Here is a 15,801-nt window from a genome sequence, read left to right as displayed (position 1 = left end):
GCCGTTTAGCGCCGTTGCTTCTACTATAGTTGTTTCGGTGAAGGGCGCGGGCCTTGCGCATCCCTTTGTTGGATGAGAATGGCGCACGGCGGCCACCCCTTACCGCGCAGCTTTTTCTGGGTGTAGGCGTCCATCAGGCGTTGCCCGCCCCTTGGCATCAGTCTTTGAAATGTCGATGGCGAGGCGGCAAAGGTCGGTTTCAATGGCCGAGACCAGCCGTTCTTCCCGCGCGCCAGAAGCCCCGCGATCATGCCGACATAGTCTGGCGTATCGCTGATCTTGTTAGCGATCTGGCGATCATTAGCCGCGTTTCAGGTTGCCGATTTCGCGCATCAGGTCGATGGGGCTGTGCTGGCGACGCACAGTTTTCCACGGCGCTCATGACAAGGCAAATGCCTCATCGGCGTCGATGATGATGGCCGGATGGCATCCCGCTGGAAGCTCCATGAACGCCTCGAGCCGACCTTACCGCAGACGACCATATTCCGCAGGGTCTGACCCGCGCGCTGCGCCACGGTGATTGGTCGTTTCAGTCCGATCTTTGCAATGTTTTCGACCATTTCCTCGAAATTGCGCCGGTTGCGCACACGGGGATTGAGGATGACGTGGTCGGTGGGGATGAGAGTGACGTGTTTCTGTGCAATGTTCATGTCATCTGGCATCAGGCGGCCTCCGTGATCCGGGCCCGGCCAAGGAGAGCTCCATAAAAATAGTCGAGCGTGTCAAAGCGATAGGTATCCAGGGACAGCCCGTTCTGCTCGGCAAGTTTCAGTCTGGCCGTGGTCATATCAATACTCGGCAGGTACAATCGCGCGGCGCTTCGTTCAACGCGTCCATCCGCACGGCAATCGTGATGTCGGGCACCAGGCCAGTATCGAGGCGGATGCGCCATCGCAGGGAGCCGCCCTGCGTCTCGGAAATGGGCAGCCAACACCACCGACGCTGTGAACTCGTCGTTGATGCGGATCAGGTCGGTGTCTGGATCTTGGACAGCCTGGCTGCCGCGTTCGCCGATACCGTCAAGGATCTGGGCTACGATGCTGCGGCCTGCCGTAACACCCTGTTAATCTCGACGTAGCGATAGTCGCGCTCTGGCTCGTAGCCGATCATCTGGTAGGCGCGCAGCAAGCTGCCAAAGCGGTTACGGAAGGCGCTGGACGACGGCACGTTGTCCTGTCATCAATGATCAGTCCCGACAGCACGCCTTTCTTTTAAGCACGGCGCGCAGGGCTTCGGAGCAGTTCGGCGTCTGTGAAATGTTGGCTGCGCGTCGACGATTTCGCGCGCGCGCAAAAACAGTGCCTCGTCCACATGGCGGGGTAGGCGCCCTCGGCCCGGATCCACATCTCGCGTGGGTTCACCACTCGCTTGTGCTTCAGCTTGAAGGACACCTTGTTGTAAACGTTGTTGCCGATGTATTTTTCGTTGGTCAGGACCTGGTGCACCGATGCCCGGGACCATGGCCGCTCAAGATCCGTCAGATGCCCTTCGGCATTCAGGGTTTCCGCAATCTCACGCTCCGAGCGGCCATCCGACGAACATTCGGTACATGCGGCGCACGACATCCTGTTCCTGCTCAGGGCCCGAACGAGAAACGACACGGTCGGTCTGAAAATTCTTCTGTTGGCTGCGGGACAAAGCACCTTCGTTGCCGTGTTCGTCGATCAGTACCCGGCGCAGGCCGTATCCAGCCGCTCCGCCTTGGCGGTAGCCAAGTCTAACCAGGCGGCATTGCCCGGCGAAGACCTTCACTGAAAGCTCACGGCTGTACCTCGCCCGCCATAACCCGCTTGACGGTTTTCAGCAGGCTGGATCCGATGCTGCCGTCGTTTTCGGAACTGCTCGCCGCAGTAGTGCACACGGATCCCGGCGCGGGAGCAGACATGCTCGTGATACGCCCTTCATCCGTGTCCTGAAACCGGCCCCAGCGGCTGACGTCATAGACCAGAATGGCCTTGAAATCCGCTTGGCTGGTTCGGACCGGCCATCAGGTTCTGCAGCGCCTCGCGGCCGTCGAGCCGCAAACCTGAGCGACCGGAGTCCTCGAACACGCGCAGGATCTGCAGACCCCGGGCCGTGGCGTAATTCCGAATGATGTCGAGCTGGTTCTCGGTCGAGTACTTGGTGATCGGTCGACATCCGCACATAGGCGACGGCCGGAATATCCCGTCCGGCTTCGTCGCCTTTGTCAATGGTGTTGTATCGACCGGTATTCAAATCAGGTTTTCCTATTCAGCCTTGTTTGGTTTTCTATTTTTCCATCTGACGCGAGCAGGTCTGGAAAGTCGCTCGGAAACGGGCAATCTTTCCGCTTGCCTGCGGTCGGTCTTGAAATCCCCGCTCATCATTTCGCCTCTCAAATCAGTCGTGTTCTTCAGCAACGGCAAGATGACCTGTCGCGGACAAAATCGACTTTCGCCGTTTTCATGGTTTTTCAATTGTTTAACGAAGAAGCGACGTGGAGATGCGCGTGAAGATGGGCACAGTTGTGCCGAAAATGGGCACATTTGTGCACCTGGTCGAAAAACCAACCGATTATCAGGAACCGCCATAGCGATAATTCTGCACGAAGAGTTGGACGACACACACAGGGCGACTGTTGGCCATGCGCCGATTGCGCTGCTGAACGGACCGTGAAGTACTGGTTTTCGGGCGAGCGGGGGCCGAGCGGTGATCATCTGGTCGCCCTCGCGCGGCATCTGGATGCTGTGCTGTATGTTGTTTTGCGCTTGCGGGCCGCCACACTGTCGAGGACTCTGACGACTGACGGTAGTTTCTAAGGGGTGGAAGCCCGGTGATCGGCGACTTGTTTTGTGTGTTTTTGGTTATATTGAATACACCGAAGCTTAGAGGTGCTGCGCCATGTCCCGAACGACCACGATGACCGTCCGCCTTGGTGGAGCCCTGAGTGATTTCGTGTCGGCCAACGTAGGCGATGACGGGTCCTATGAGAATGTCAGCGCGAGTACATCCGTGACCTGATCCGGCGTGACAAAGAGAGGGCTGAGGCCGAGGCCTTCTCAACCGGTTGAAGGCTGAGTTGACCCATGCCTTCGCGGCCCCGGAGGAGACGTACAAGCCGCTGACAGCGGCAGAGGTGGGATCGCGCGGAATCGACCTGACCCGGTGCCAGCAATCCGTATACAGGAAGGGGGCATCCCATCGCCTCGATGACATCTACCGCTACACCCGTGACAGGTGGGGGACGAGCAGGCCGAGACGTACATCACTGGCTTCTTGTTCGCCGCATCTGACAAGATCGCCGCCCACGGCGTCGTGTCAAACCCATCCCGGCGGAATTTGGCGTCGAGGGATACTTCTTTCGCTACGAGCGTCATTTCGTCTACTGGCGTCATCTCTCGAATGGCGACATCGGGATCGTGACTATCCTGCACGAGCGGATGCATCAGATTGACCGCTTCCGTGATGATTTCAGGGATTGGCTGAACAGACAGACACTCAATTGCCGTGTCAGGGTCCAGCAGACAGGGCATACATGTATCACGACTTGACACATGTATCGCGTGATGGTACATATCGCATGATCCAAAGCACCAAGGACAAAAACGCGCCGGCAATGCTGTCCAAGGCAAGTATGGCAAAGGCTTCCCCGGTGACTTGGTGATGGACGCGTGCGATGTTCACGGCGCTTGATGCAGCGGTTGTGGAGGATTTACGGTTTCCACCGGGCAACCATTTGGAAGAACTGGCGGTGATCGGATAGGACAGCATTCCAGGCGGATAAACGGGCAGTGGCGTATTTGCTTTGTCTGGACGCCCAAGGTCCCGCCGATGGAGATCGTCGATTACCACTGAAAGGAACAACCGCGAGCTTGCTTGAAGAACCAATGCATCCCGGCGAAGTCCTTAAGGAACTCTACCTTGATCCTCTGACATGGGGGCCGATTGCTCCTCGCAAGGCGTCTGGATGTTCCCCGTACGCGGATCGAGCGGCTTGTGAAGGGGCGCTACCAGCATGACCCAGACACGGCTCTACGCTTGGCCCAGGCGTTCAACACGACCCCGGCATACTGGATGAATATGCAAATCAACCATGACATGGCGTTGGCTTGCAAAGAGGTTGATGTGTCAAATGAGCCGCTTTTGCGGCCTGAATAGTCATGAACACGTTTGGATGAGAGGCCATGTATGGCCGAGACCAAACGCCCAAATACGCAATATGTTTTCCGGTAACGCCAGATTTGCGCAGGAATAGTGCATGAAATGCCACCCGCCGACACTGGCACGGGAGAGAGTTGGGCGCATGAGTCATTCCTCCGCCACTTGGGTGCAGAAAGCCTGCCAGACCGAGCCTTGTGCCACAGGTTTGGTTGGCGCGTTGCAGCCGAGCGATCAGGCATCTGCTGTTCGGTCATACGCCGCCCGGGATGGCTCGCCACATGAACAGGCCCGGGGGCGGTGCGCCACATCGCTGGTCACGCCCCTGCAGGTTTTGGTAAAAGCGCATATTGTGCGTTGCGCTTTGTCCCCTTAGAACCTGATGCCAAACTGCAGGCCGGCGGTCGTCTGCGAAACACCGCCGCTGTGGCTGGTTTGGGCCGAGAGCGTCAGGCTCGTCTGCGCGGCCAGCTGCAGATCAAACCCCATGCCAAGGTCGAATTGCGTGTCGGCGCTGGTGCTGGTGGGATGCTGAACGGGGTCGAACCGGCAATCGCATGCAGCGCGGTGGTGCCGGACCCTTCCAGTTCTTTGCTGATGGCCAGATGCGCCGACCATGTGGCAGGCAATGTGCCAAGCGTCAGATCCCGCGTGCTGCTGGCGCGATTTTCGCGCGCAGGCTGGTGTCGGTGCTGGCGGTGCGGGTGATCGCGGCATCACCGCCGGTTTCGGTGAACGCGCCTTTGCGACAGATGCTGCGCGGTCATCTGGGCAAGGCGACCATGTCCAGTCACCCGCTGTCAGATCGCGGCTGACTTCGGCAAAGGCAGTATTGACGCGGCTGTCATAGCGCGCCGTCAGGGTTCAGGTCAGCCCGCCAGCCGTCACGCGGCGCTGGCTGTCGATATCGCCCATTGTGCTGATCAGGCCGAATGTCCATTCCAGCCCGTCCAGATCACGCGGCAAACAGGCCCAGGCTGTGGTTTGCGACCTCGCCCGTTGTGGCCAGATCAGGGGTGCTGTTGTTGGCTGTACTGACCGCGACCATGCCACCGAACTGCCAGGCAGTGTCACTGTCCCAAGTGTACCCTACGGCCAGCCCGTTGTCCCGCCAGGTACTTTTCTTGAAATCGCCACCGCGGCTTTGATGGGACGCGCCGTACAGGCTGGCCCAAAACCCGCTGCCTGTTCCAAAGCGTGCCATGTGTTGCCAGATCGCCCGCGCTGCCACCCGGGATGCGCCCAGCTGGGCGGCACCAAAAGCGGCCAAACCAAGCTGCCGGCGGTCAAAAGCCCCGGCATCCATGGCCACCAGACCTTCACCTGAAAACGCATCCAGCGCCGCGGTCGCGGTAGCGCCGGACAGGCCCGCCAAAGTGTTGAAAACGGTGCTGCCGGATATGGTTTCAATGCCATTGGCCGTGGCTTTCTGCTGGCGGCACAGCCACAGAATCAAATGACACATCATTGCGGACCAAGCGCAGATCGACGCTATTGGCGCTATAGATCAGGGTCGGGTCGAGAAAGTCGAAATCCGATGTCACACCGGTGAATGTCCCTGTCAGATTGCCGCTGGCGGTGACAATGCGCCAGGTGCGGCTGGGATCATAGGTGGCGTTTTCGCCGATATGACGCACCGTGCCGCCGTTGATGGTGACATTGCCCAGGGCATTGATCAGGTCGGCGCGGGCGGCGTCGGCGGCGTCAACCTGACTTGCAGCACCGCACCGGTGTCAAAGGTGATATTGCCAGTATTCAGCGTGCCGATGGAATTGCCCGCCGCCAATGTCCCGCCGCTAACACATCACATCGCCCAGCGTGCCGCCCGCCCAGCGTGCCGCCGTTTGCACCGTGGTGGCAGCGGATGCCAGCGATCCGTTGACCAGCAACCGCCCCCCGACACCGTGGTCGTTCCTGTATAGGTATCTGCCCTGACAGGGTCATGCCTGTGCCTTGTTTGGTCAGGTTCCCACCTCCCCGATCACACCGGAAAAGGTGCGGTCACCTTTGCACGCCAAGTGTCAGGTTCGCGCTCAAAGCCGTTTCCCGCCTGCGCGCCGGAAAGATTGCCGATTGTTTCGTCTTCTGAAATACCGAACGTGGCACCTGACGCCACTCTTGCACCAGCGCGCCATCATCTATTGCAGCGCCGCTGAAGGCTTCAAGCCTGCCCACATTGACGAACACATCCCCGGTAAATGTGTTGTTTCCATATAGGATAAGGCTGCCTACCCTCTTTGGTCAAGGTTCCGTTGCCCGTGGCGATAACGCCATACATCTCAATACCCTGCCATCAAAGGTCAGGTTCTGGTTGGCACCACTAATGTTTAGAGCTTGCCGTAAAGCGAAGCGTGCTACCGGTGCCAAACGAAGTGATCCGCGACGCAGACCCAAGAGTAATGGCACCATTGACGGTGCTGAGGTGTCCACCAGCGCTTCGCAGTGCCGCCACCTCCCACGCCCGCGCCGTTCAGCGTGATCGCCTCGTTCAGGTTGAGTACGTTAGACACATCTAAGGTCGCACCATCGGCGACAATTGTGCCACCCGCCAGCCGTCTAAGGCATTGCCACTGCCGATCCGCAACGTGCCTGCATCGACATTTGTCGTTCCCGTATAGGTATTCGCCCCAAACAGGAACAGGATGCCCGCGCCCCGTTTGACAAGATTGCCGGTCCCCGAGATCACATTGTTGACGATCACATCATCGCTGCGGTCAAAACGCAACATGGCTATTGACGACATCGCCCGTGCCAAGCGTCCCTGTGGTGCCGCCATTGCCGACCTGCAACGTGCCGTTGCTGATCGTCAACCCGGCATAGGTATTCGCCCCCGTCAGGATCGTCGTGCTGCCTGGCCTGCGTGATGCCGCCTGTCCCGAGATGACATTTTGCCAAAGGACAGATTATTGTTGGGTGGTCAAAACGCAGCGCACCGGTTGTTGACGACCCTGCCTGCGCCAAGCGATCCTGCAGCGCCCGCCCCAATCTGCAACGTGCCACCGTTGATCGTGGTCGTCCCCGTATAGGTATTTGTCCCCGACAGGGTCAGCGTGCCTGTGCCCTGTTTGATCAGGTTCCTTGCCCCGCCGAACTCTCTGATCACACCGGAAAAGCTGCGGTCACTTGCACGCCAAGCGCGTCAGCCCCATGCTCAGCGATGCATCCCGGCAGCCTGAAAGATTGCTGATTGTTTCAGCTTCTGAGACAGAGAAGTTCGCACCTGACGCCACCTGCACCAGCGCGGCGTCACCTATTGCGGTGCCACTACGGGCCTGAAGCGTGCCCGCATTGACAAACACATCCCCGGTAAATGTTGTTTCCATAAAGACGAAGTGTGCCTGTCCCTTCTTTGGTCAAACTTCCGCTGCCCGTGGCGATAGTGCTAAACATGTCGATCGATCCCCCACCATCGAAGGTCAGGGTTCTGGTTGGGTCCGCTGATGCTGGAGCCTGTATTAAAGCGTATAAGTCCCGTCGAAGTGATCCGCGCCGCAGAGCCAAGTGTGACGGTTCCGTTTATGGTGCTCGTGCTCCCCGATGCTCGCAACGCGCCGCCACCTGCCACGCCATCGCCGTTCAGCGTGATCGCCTCTGTTCAGGTTGACTACGCTCAGCATCTCTTTAACGTCGCCCGTCGGATGATAAATTGCGCCGCCGCGGTGCTGCCCAAGCCGGAGCTATCGCCGATCCGCAACGTGCCTTCGTTGATCGTGGTGGTACCTGAATATGTATTCGTCCCCGACAAGGTCAGCCTGCCTGCGCCCTGTTTGACAAGATTGCCTGTCCCCGAGATCACATTGCCGACGGTCACATCATTGCTGCGGTCAAAACGCAGCGTGGCGTTATTGATGATCCCGCCCGTGCCAAGCGAGCCCGTGGTGCCGCCTGCCCCGGGATCTGCAACGTGCCGCCGTTGATCGTGGTCGTCCCCGTATAGGTATTCGCCCCGACAGGGTCAGCGTGCCTGTGCCTTGTTTGATGACCCGCTCTGCAAAGGTCAACTCTCCGATCACACCGGAAAAGGTGGTCACTTCGTATCGCCAAGCGTGAGGGAATTTATCAATCCACCCTGCCGTCGCCCGAAAGATTGCCGATCGCTTCAGCTATTGAAACCCTGAACCTGCCACCTGACGCTACCTGCACCAGCGCGCTATTGGCTGGCTGCCGCGCCGCTGTAGACTTCAAGCCTGCCCGCATTGACAAACACATCCCCGGTAAAGGTGTTGTTTCCAAACAGAACAAGGTTGCCTGTCCCCTCTTGGTCAAGGTTCCACTGCCCGTGGCGATGGTACCGGAATACTCGAAATCGTATTCTCACTATCAAAGGTCAGGGTTCTGGTTGGTTCCGTTAATACTGGTGCCTGCCATAAAGCGCAGGAAGTTATCCGAGGTGATCCGCGCCGCAGACCCAAGAGTGATGGTGCCAACGGTGCTCGTGCCCTCCCCGACACTTCGCAGCGCGCCGCCGCCTGCCACGCCTGCGCCGTTCAGCGTGATCAGCCCGCTTGTGGTAATCCCACCCGACACCTAACGTCGCCCCGTCGGCGACAACCGTGCCGCTTGCGGTGATGCCCTGCCGGAGCTAGCGCTGACCCGCAACGTGCCTTCGTTAACATAGGTCATCCCCGTATAGGTATTCGCACTCGACAGGGTCAGTGTGCCTGCGCCTTTGTTTATTGAGGTCGCCTACGCCTACGCTAGAAATCACGCCTGATTGCGTGGCTTCCCCGCGTTCACCGTCAGATCAATATCGCCTGTCGTATCCAATAACGTTGCCGTGCGGGTTTCCCCGTCATTATAGGTGATGCTTTGCGCGGTGGCCTCTGCCGATGGTGATCAGCGCGCCCATGGCCGTGATGAACACAAGCTCTTCGTCGCGCGGCCAGGCGGCAGCGCCGTGTCAGGCTGCGCTGGCTAACCCGATCTGGCGCGGCTTGGCTGTTACGACAAGCTGTTGATTTGAATATGATTTGCCTTTGCCACTTGAAAGCGCCGCCGCCGCTGAAAAACATACCGATTCACTCCACAAAAACACTCAGGGATGAGTAATAAAAATTAATACAACTATGGATAGTGAAAAGGGTAGGGCGCGAATTTATTGCCAGCCACGGTCAACCGCCCACAGGCCAGGGCGGAACCAGCTGGTTGATCGCGTCACGCGCCGTAAAGGCCTGGCCATATTTGCGCGCAGGCTGACAAGGGGCCAGCACGGTGTCGATCGTCGGGGTCGGCGTGTCCGTCACGCGCCCCAGTTCGCGCACTGATCCCAAAAGCGCGTCAATCTCCATCGGCCGTCCGGCATCCAGATCCTGCAACATCGAGGTCCGGTGCGCGCCCACGGCTGCGCCGCCCTCGATGCGGCGATCCACGTCGATCGGAAATTTCACGCCCAGCTTTTCCGCGATGTCCTGCGCTTCCAGCATCATGGCGCGCGCGACGGCGCGGGTGCCGGGGTCTGTGCACAAGACGTCAAGGGTCGCATGGGTCAGCGCCGAAATCGGGTTGAACGACAGGTTGCCCCAGAGCTTTACCCAGATTTCGTCGCGGATCTTGGGGCGCACCGGCGCCTTGAGACCTGCCTTTGACAGCGCCTCGGACAGGCGCGTGGCGCGCGCGGATTTGGACCCGTCAGGTTCGCCCAGCGAAAAGCGGTTACCTTCGATATGCTTGACGACGCCGGGGGCGATCACCTCGGCGGCGGGATAGACCACGCAGCCCAGAACGCGGTCCGGGCCAAAGCCGGTCCATTGCGCGTCGCCCGGATCGACCGAGGCCAGCCGCGTGCCTTCCAGCGGGCCGCCAACCTTGTGGAAATACCACCAAGGGACGCCGTTCACGCCGGAGACGATTGTCGTGTCAGGCCCGATCAGGGGCTGCATCCGCGCCACGACCGGCGGCACCGAATGCGCCTTGAGGGTGACGATCACATAATCCTGATGCCCCAAAGCTGCCGGATCGTCCGAGGCATTGACCGGATAGGTTTTCGTCTCGCCTTCTTCGATCAGGGTCAGGCCATTGGCTTGCATCGCCGCCAGATGCGGGCCGCGCGCGACAAGGCTGACATCCGCGCCCGCCTCGGCCAGTTTTGCGCCCATGTAGCCGCCGATGGCGCCGGCGCCGAAAATACAGATTTTCATTGATTTACACCAACCCCAGTTTCTCGGCCAGGCCAATGCGTTGCAGCTTGCCGGTCGCACCTTTTGGGATATCGTTCAGGATCATTATTTTGCGGGGCACCTTGAAGGCAGCCAGCTGTGCGCTTGCAAAATCGCGGATCTCGCGTTCGGTGGCGTCATGGCCTTCCTTCAGCACGACGGCGGCGCCGACATCTTCGCCCAGCTTGTCATGCGGTATGGCAAAGGTCACGACCTGGGCCACCGCGGGATGCGCCGACAGAACGCCGTCCACCTCCAGCGGCGATATCTTTTCGCCGCCGCGGTTGATGATCTCCTTCAGGCGACCGGTCAGGGTCAGATAGCCTTCGGCGTCGAACTCGCCCTGGTCGCCGGTACGGAACCAGCGCCGGTTTTCAGCCTCGAAAAAGTTCTTTTCATTGGCCTCGGGGTTGCCCTCGTATCCGGGGGTCACGTTGGGGCCAGAGATGACGATCTCGCCCACACCAGTAACCAGCCGGTTTTCGATCTCATGGGCGACGCGGACCAGCGGTCCGGCCTCGATCCCGACCGATCCGGGTTTCTGTTTGCCGGCACCCAGCGGGTTCGATGCCATCTGATGCGCAGCTTCGGTCATGCCATAGCCTTCGATCACCGGCGCCTTGAACGTTTCTGCCAGCGCCTCCATCACCGGGCCGGGCAGCGACGCGGAGGAGGACCGCAGGAATCGCAGCGGCACGTTTGCAATCGTGTCGGCATTGCGCCCGGCGCGGGCGAGGATCGCTTGGTGCATGGTGGGAACGGCCGTGTACCATGTCGGGCGCGCGTCTTCCATCCAGCCGAAGAACTTGAGCGCGTCGAAACCCGGCGCGCACCAGACCGAGCCGCCCGCGGCAAGGCTGGACGACACTGCGGCGATCAGGCCGTGGATATGAAACAGCGGCATCACGTTCATGCAGCGGTCGGCAGGCGTCAACGCCAAAGACGCGCTGATGTGGCGGGCCGACGCGGCGATGTTGGATTGCAGCAGCGGCACGATCTTTGGACGCGACGTTGTCCCAGACGTATGCAGGATCAGCGCCACGTCATCCGCTGTGGGACTGTGTCGGCAGCCGTGCCGGTCACTGGTCGAAAGCGTGAACGTACCGGCAGGTTCGGTCGCTGTTAGCTCTATCACGGTCAGATCAAAACGCGCGCCGCCGCGCGCGCTGGACCGTCATAACCTGCCTCGAGTATGATTGCGCTGGCTTTGAGGTCAGCAAGGTAGAAGGCGAAATTCGTCTTCTTTATAGGCCGGGTTTATGGTGCGGTGGTGGCGGATTGCGCCACGGTCACAAAGCCGCTGCCATCTCTGGCCCATTGGGCAACACAATCGCCACACGGTCCTGCGCGCCGATACCGGCGCTCCGCAGGAATGTCCGAACCGTGCGCGTCAGGCTGTTCAGTTGCCCATAGGACATCCAGTCCCGCCCAGGGGCACCAATGGCATTTGCGGTGTCAGGATGTCGCTGGATCAAGTCTGCGAGTGTGTGCATCAATTTTCTCTCTTGTTGGTCGTCGTATTAAATCCGACACGCCGGACAATGGCTAGCGTGCGATCAGTTTTTTGCCAAAGCCAATTTGCGCCGCAAAAGCTTTACGGCCGGCAACAGGATCAAGATGATTGCGATGATCGTGATCGGCCCTGCAATGGGACGGGTGAAAAAGATCATCGGATCACCCGAGGACAGCAGCAGGGACTGGCGCAGCGTGGGTTCGGCAATGGGTCCCAGCACGATGGCCAGCACGGCGGGGGCCAGCGGATAGTCGAACTTGCGCAGAAAGAACGCCGAAAGCCCGAAAATCACGATCAGCCAGAGGTCATGGATGCTGCGGGAGGCGGCAAAGCCGCCGACGATAGACAGCACAAAGATCAGCGGCGCGAGAATCGTGAACGGCATCCTGAGCATCCACACAAACAGTGGAATGAAAGCGAGGTTGATGACGAGCGCCGCGATGTTCGAGATGTAGAAGGAACCGATCAGGCCCCAGACGAACTCGCTCTCGTCAATGAAAAGACGCGGTCCCGGTGTCAGGCCCCAGATCACCATGCCGCCCAGCAGAATCGCTGTTGTCGGCGAGCCTGGAATCCCCAGCGTCAGCATCGGCAACATCGAGCCTGTCGAGGCAGAGTTGTTGGCTGATTCGGGCGCCGCCACACCGTCCGGAGAGCCTTTGCCATATTCCTCGGGCGTTTTTGACAACATCTTGGCCACGCCGTAGGACATCAGGGACCCCGGTGTCGCGCCCGCCGCCGGCAGGATGCCCACGAAGAACCCAATGAGCGATCCGATCGCGGTCCCTTTCCATCCGCGCTGCGCGGCTTCCTTGGCGTCCGACATCATGCCTTTTGCCGTCATCTTGGGGTTTGTTGTGGTGACTTCGCCTCGGGTCTGCTCGATTGTCCACAGCATTTCCCCAATCCCGTAGACGCTGATCGCCAGAACGATAAAGCCGATCCCGCGCATAAAACCGTCGATCTCGAACAGCACATCCGCGGCTCGCCGGAAATCGTGTCAAACCCGACGGCCGCCAGAACAAGGCCAAGGCAGATCGAAAACACAGTCTTGGAATGTCGTCGCCGCCAAGACCCACGAAAGTAGCAAAGGCCAGTAGCATCAGCGCAAAATTTCCGGTGGCCCAAAAGACAACGCCGTCGATGCAAGAACAGGCGCGAAAAGCGTAAACAGGACAGTGGCAACAGTCCCACCAACGAATGAGGCCAAAGCCGCAGTCACCAGTGCCAGACTTGCCTGCCCCTTAAGCGCCAGTGGACGGCCGTCAAAGGTTGTCGCCACAGCCGTCGACGCGCCGGGGATCCCCAATGTCACAGACGAAATCGCCCCGCCATACATCGCGCCGTAATAGATCGCCGCGAGAAAAATGATCGCCGAATTTGGCGGCACAAGGAACGTGATCGGCAAAAGGATCGCAACGCCGTTCACTGAACCCAGACCGGGCATCGCCCCGATAAATAGCCCAACAGTGACACCGGCGATGATCAAGGCAAGATTGATTGGCTCAAGCGCCAACAAGATACCATCGGCAAGAAAGGACATGACTTCCATAGAAGACCCGGGTCTGGGGGATTTCAGTAAATGATGTCGTACATCAGATCGAAGGCGGGCTGGGTGAATGACATCCCCTGAGGCATGGAAATCAGCATCACGGCCTCGAAGAAAAAGAACAGCCCAATTGGTAACGACAGCGAAATCGCCAAAGTCAGAAACCATGAATGCCGTCCAAGGAAGCGCAAGTAATACAAAAGAAACACCGCAACCGCGCCATACATTGACACAATCGAGATCAGCCCGACAAACGATCACGCTGCCGCCGACATAAAGCAGTGTCCGCCACCCGAAAGCATCCATAAACGGTTCGTCCGACCGCGACGCAGGCGATTGTGTGCGCCACCATTTCTGCACTGGCCAAGCAGCTTAGCAGCATGCCCAGAGCAAGCCAAAGGGCCAGAACCCGCCGCCTGGCCCCTGTCCTCTAATGTAGCCGATTGGAAGTTCGGTGCTCTTCCATATCAGGTAGAGGGGAAAGAGGGCCAAAAGCCCAACAGAGATATCTCACCTTGGCGCATGACTGCCCTCTTTCCTGCCTTTCGGCTTAGTTGTTCAATTCAGACAAAAGCGTGCGATGGTTCTGGACTTGGACAGCCCAATAGGCGCGGGTCTCGGCCTCATCCATCACCAGCGGGGACATGCTTTCCGAGACAAGGTATCCCTGCCACTTTTCGCTGTCGTAAACCTTGCCGAATGTCTCGCGGTAATAGGCTGCCGCTTCAGCCGACATGCCGGGTGCGCCCACGACAGCCCGCTGGTTGTAATAAGAGAAATCGTGGCCCTTTTCCTTTAGGGTCGGCACATCTGGATAGGCGTCCATCCGTTCGTCGGAGAAGCTAAGCAGCGGTACGACATCGCCCGCCTCGTAAAAGCCCTTGGCCTCGGACGGGTTGTTCACCGTTGCCATGACCTGCTGGCCTGCAAGATCTTTGGCCACGGCACCGCCGCCATCATAGGGGATATACTTGATCTTAAGGTCATAGGCGCTGGCCAGATAGGCGATCACAATCGAATCTTCCTGACCGGTGCCGGTGCCACCCATGACATATTCGCCGTCCATTTCGCGCACCTTGGCGACAAAGTCCTCGAAGGTGGTGATGCCGGAATCCTTATGGACCCACAGCACAAACGGATCGACGCCCATCATGATGACCGGGGTAAAGGTTTCAATATCGACGCCCAGACCCTCTTGACGGATCGGTGTCGTATAAAGGAGTTCAGCGTGACCATCAGCGTGTGATCAGGGTCACGCGCATCGTTGAGGTGCAGCACGACTTGCCCCAGAACCGCCACCCCGGTTGGTGGGGATCAAGGGGCATTGGTCAAACTGTTTTCCTCGACCACGGATTGGATGAAACGCGCGATCTGATCCGCACCGCCACCCGCGCCTGCCATGATGGTCAAATCGATCGGGCGTTTGGGCTGCCAGTCTTGGGCAAAAGCCGCAATTAGTGCAGGGTCGCGATTGTGGTGCTGGCTGCCAGCGCAAGAAAAAGTCTTTTGGTAAGTTTCATGGTGGGTTCCTCCCTGGTATGTCCGGTTGTCCCGGCCTGATGTTTCCGCGTTCTGCGCGGCCTTGCTTAATTCCTGCGAAACGCCGCACTGTGGCGTTTCGCGCCGACGGGTGATGCATCAATGCGCCATCAAAACCGGCATCTCGGTGCCATCCACGATGCGCTGCGTGTTGCCGCCGAACAGCATTTCGGTCTCATGGCTGTGGCTATAGGCACCTGTCACCAGCAAACTGGCCCTGATGCTTTGCAGGTGGCCAAAGCGCGGTCGCAGGGTCCTTGCCATCAAAGTGAACGATCTCGGCAGTGATCCCGCGAATGGCGTAATAGGCGGCCAGTTCCTCTGATGTAGGACCGTGCGGCTGCAATTTGCCGCCGGTCAGAATGCTGACGCGCTGGGCCGCATGTACGATGTCCAATGACGACGCGACAGCGCGCGCCGCTGGCAGCGATCCGTTCCAGCCGACGGCCACATGCTGCGCAAAGGTCGCGTCAGGCTGCAATTGTCCCGGACAGATCAGCACCGGGCGACCCGCCCCATAGAGCGCCGATTTGAGCGAAGTCGGTCCCAAATTGTTTTCCCGCTGGGGCTTGGGAAGCACGATCAGATCGGTCAGGCGACCCGCGTGCCGGACCACATCGGCCATGCGCCCAGGTTCTTCCGCGAAAGTGCAGGTCGCGATACCGGCTTCGCCGCCATCTTCGCTGAGCCCGAATTCACGCGCCAGACGATGCAGGATGCCCTGCAGATGGTCTTCCTGCCGGTTGGCAAGCCTGACCGCCTGCTCTAGCATCACCTTGCGCGCAAAGTCGTTTCAGCGGAACGCCTTGCGGCAGAAGGTCGTTGGGCTGGACGCGGCAATGCACAACATTGACCTGTGCACCATGCTGCTTTGCCAGCTGTGCCGCGTGGGCAAACACGGTCGCAGCCATGCCATCGCCGCGCAC

General features: G+C 59.4%; 25 protein-coding genes and 3 pseudogenes. 5 read left to right on the top strand and 23 right to left on the bottom strand.

All coding sequences use genetic code 11. From position 1 onward, the window contains the following. Positions 1 to 332: 332 nt before the first annotated feature. The 5 genes from KG698_RS15660 to KG698_RS15640 all read right to left on the bottom strand — a co-directional run bounded on the left by KG698_RS15660 (position 333) and on the right by KG698_RS15640 (position 2,147). Entirely contained in the window at positions 333 to 662 is a 330-nt protein-coding gene (locus tag KG698_RS15660; RefSeq protein WP_300983944.1) for a hypothetical protein, read from the bottom strand. Then, positions 662 to 787 (bottom strand): hypothetical protein, encoded by a 126-nt coding sequence (locus KG698_RS15655; protein ID WP_300983942.1) that lies wholly within the window; start codon positions 785 to 787, stop codon positions 662 to 664. Before KG698_RS15655 ends, KG698_RS15660 begins: the two co-directional genes overlap by 1 nt. Before the next feature lie 245 nt (positions 788 to 1,032). Further along, positions 1,033 to 1,167, bottom strand: a complete 135-nt coding sequence (locus tag KG698_RS15650; RefSeq protein ID WP_300983940.1) for a hypothetical protein — start codon at positions 1,165 to 1,167, stop codon at positions 1,033 to 1,035. 44 nt (positions 1,168 to 1,211) lie between these two features. Then, positions 1,212 to 1,601, bottom strand: a complete 390-nt coding sequence (locus KG698_RS15645) for a recombinase family protein (protein ID WP_367114099.1) — start codon at positions 1,599 to 1,601, stop codon at positions 1,212 to 1,214. Positions 1,602 to 1,937: 336 nt separating this feature from the next. Then, a complete protein-coding gene (locus tag KG698_RS15640; protein ID WP_300983961.1) occupies positions 1,938 to 2,147 on the bottom strand; it encodes a recombinase family protein in 210 nt (69 codons plus the stop codon). Between KG698_RS15640 and KG698_RS15635 the strand changes: the two genes are divergently transcribed. The 5 genes and pseudogenes from KG698_RS15635 (at position 2,095) to KG698_RS12935 (ending at position 4,934) form a co-directional block, all read left to right on the top strand. Then, complete coding sequence (locus tag KG698_RS15635; protein WP_300983965.1) at positions 2,095 to 2,637, top strand: hypothetical protein; 543 nt, start codon at positions 2,095 to 2,097, stop codon at positions 2,635 to 2,637. The genes KG698_RS15640 and KG698_RS15635 overlap by 53 nt on opposite strands. 225 nt (positions 2,638 to 2,862) lie before the next feature. After that, a pseudogene (locus tag KG698_RS15915) lies at positions 2,863 to 3,109 on the top strand (type II toxin-antitoxin system ParD family antitoxin); the annotation flags it as partial. 9 nt (positions 3,110 to 3,118) lie between these two features. Further along, positions 3,119 to 3,434: pseudogene (locus KG698_RS15910) on the top strand (type II toxin-antitoxin system RelE/ParE family toxin); the annotation flags it as partial. Positions 3,435 to 3,957: 523 nt separating this feature from the next. Then, the gene (locus KG698_RS12940; protein WP_367114105.1) at positions 3,958 to 4,119 is read left to right on the top strand and encodes a transcriptional regulator; all 162 of its coding nucleotides are present in this window, start codon (positions 3,958 to 3,960) and stop codon (positions 4,117 to 4,119) included. 557 nt (positions 4,120 to 4,676) lie between these two features. Beyond that, positions 4,677 to 4,934: a hypothetical protein gene (locus KG698_RS12935; protein ID WP_213685993.1), complete on the top strand. Its 258-nt coding sequence runs from the start codon at positions 4,677 to 4,679 to the stop codon at positions 4,932 to 4,934. 140 nt (positions 4,935 to 5,074) lie between these two features. Here the strand turns inward: KG698_RS12935 and KG698_RS12930 are convergent, their stop codons facing one another. The 18 genes and pseudogenes from KG698_RS12930 to KG698_RS15875 form a co-directional block, all read right to left on the bottom strand. After that, positions 5,075 to 5,575, bottom strand: coding sequence for a hypothetical protein (locus KG698_RS12930; RefSeq protein WP_213685992.1), 501 nt, complete (start codon positions 5,573 to 5,575; stop codon positions 5,075 to 5,077). Then, a complete protein-coding gene (locus tag KG698_RS12925) occupies positions 5,526 to 5,756 on the bottom strand; it encodes a hypothetical protein (RefSeq protein WP_213685991.1) in 231 nt (76 codons plus the stop codon). Before KG698_RS12925 ends, KG698_RS12930 begins: the two co-directional genes overlap by 50 nt. Before the next feature lie 364 nt (positions 5,757 to 6,120). Beyond that, positions 6,121 to 6,339, bottom strand: a complete 219-nt coding sequence (locus KG698_RS15905) for a hypothetical protein (RefSeq protein ID WP_213686005.1) — start codon at positions 6,337 to 6,339, stop codon at positions 6,121 to 6,123. A 292-nt stretch (positions 6,340 to 6,631) separates the two neighbouring features. Continuing rightward, entirely contained in the window at positions 6,632 to 6,874 is a 243-nt protein-coding gene (locus KG698_RS12915; RefSeq protein ID WP_213685990.1) for an autotransporter-associated beta strand repeat-containing protein, read from the bottom strand. A gap of 162 nt (positions 6,875 to 7,036) precedes the next feature. Further along, entirely contained in the window at positions 7,037 to 7,222 is a 186-nt protein-coding gene (locus KG698_RS15900) for an autotransporter-associated beta strand repeat-containing protein (protein WP_213685989.1), read from the bottom strand. Positions 7,223 to 7,238: 16 nt separating this feature from the next. Further along, on the bottom strand, positions 7,239 to 7,442 hold the full coding sequence (locus KG698_RS12905) for a hypothetical protein (RefSeq protein WP_213685988.1): 204 nt from the start codon (positions 7,440 to 7,442) through the stop codon (positions 7,239 to 7,241). Between the two features lie 287 nt (positions 7,443 to 7,729). Beyond that, a complete protein-coding gene (locus tag KG698_RS15895) occupies positions 7,730 to 7,915 on the bottom strand; it encodes an autotransporter-associated beta strand repeat-containing protein (protein ID WP_367114104.1) in 186 nt (61 codons plus the stop codon). Positions 7,916 to 7,926: 11 nt separating this feature from the next. Next, positions 7,927 to 8,163: an autotransporter-associated beta strand repeat-containing protein gene (locus tag KG698_RS15890; RefSeq protein WP_213685986.1), complete on the bottom strand. Its 237-nt coding sequence runs from the start codon at positions 8,161 to 8,163 to the stop codon at positions 7,927 to 7,929. A gap of 106 nt (positions 8,164 to 8,269) precedes the next feature. Then, positions 8,270 to 8,437 carry an autotransporter-associated beta strand repeat-containing protein gene (locus KG698_RS15885; protein WP_213685985.1) on the bottom strand — a complete coding sequence of 56 codons (168 nt, stop codon included), beginning with the start codon at positions 8,435 to 8,437 and terminating at the stop codon, positions 8,270 to 8,272. A 2-nt stretch (positions 8,438 to 8,439) separates the two neighbouring features. After that, positions 8,440 to 8,646, bottom strand: a complete 207-nt coding sequence (locus KG698_RS12885) for a hypothetical protein (protein ID WP_213685984.1) — start codon at positions 8,644 to 8,646, stop codon at positions 8,440 to 8,442. Continuing rightward, positions 8,647 to 8,796: an autotransporter-associated beta strand repeat-containing protein gene (locus KG698_RS15880; protein WP_213686004.1), complete on the bottom strand. Its 150-nt coding sequence runs from the start codon at positions 8,794 to 8,796 to the stop codon at positions 8,647 to 8,649. Positions 8,797 to 9,230: 434 nt separating this feature from the next. Then, the gene (locus tag KG698_RS12875; protein ID WP_300983931.1) at positions 9,231 to 10,256 is read right to left on the bottom strand and encodes a 2-dehydropantoate 2-reductase; all 1,026 of its coding nucleotides are present in this window, start codon (positions 10,254 to 10,256) and stop codon (positions 9,231 to 9,233) included. Between the two features lie 4 nt (positions 10,257 to 10,260). Next, positions 10,261 to 11,316: an AMP-binding protein gene (locus KG698_RS12870; protein ID WP_367114098.1), complete on the bottom strand. Its 1,056-nt coding sequence runs from the start codon at positions 11,314 to 11,316 to the stop codon at positions 10,261 to 10,263. A 247-nt stretch (positions 11,317 to 11,563) separates the two neighbouring features. After that, complete coding sequence (locus KG698_RS15625; RefSeq protein WP_300983929.1) at positions 11,564 to 11,692, bottom strand: AMP-binding protein; 129 nt, start codon at positions 11,690 to 11,692, stop codon at positions 11,564 to 11,566. A 138-nt stretch (positions 11,693 to 11,830) separates the two neighbouring features. After that, positions 11,831 to 13,330: pseudogene (locus KG698_RS12865) on the bottom strand (tripartite tricarboxylate transporter permease). Positions 13,331 to 13,886: 556 nt separating this feature from the next. Next, complete coding sequence (locus KG698_RS15620; protein ID WP_300983927.1) at positions 13,887 to 14,489, bottom strand: tripartite tricarboxylate transporter substrate binding protein; 603 nt, start codon at positions 14,487 to 14,489, stop codon at positions 13,887 to 13,889. A gap of 573 nt (positions 14,490 to 15,062) precedes the next feature. Then, a complete protein-coding gene (locus tag KG698_RS12845; protein ID WP_213685982.1) occupies positions 15,063 to 15,647 on the bottom strand; it encodes a hypothetical protein in 585 nt (194 codons plus the stop codon). Further along, on the bottom strand, positions 15,571 to 15,786 hold the full coding sequence (locus KG698_RS15875) for a hypothetical protein (protein ID WP_213685981.1): 216 nt from the start codon (positions 15,784 to 15,786) through the stop codon (positions 15,571 to 15,573). The genes KG698_RS12845 and KG698_RS15875 overlap by 77 nt, the downstream gene beginning before the upstream one ends. Positions 15,787 to 15,801 lie beyond the last annotated feature (15 nt).

It is taken from the genome of Roseicyclus sp. (genome assembly GCF_018402035.1).
Taxonomy (GTDB): Bacteria; Pseudomonadota; Alphaproteobacteria; order Rhodobacterales; family Rhodobacteraceae; genus Roseicyclus.
The sequence above is the reverse complement of the archived record's forward strand: the minus strand, read 5'-3'. Positions and strand labels throughout refer to the sequence as shown.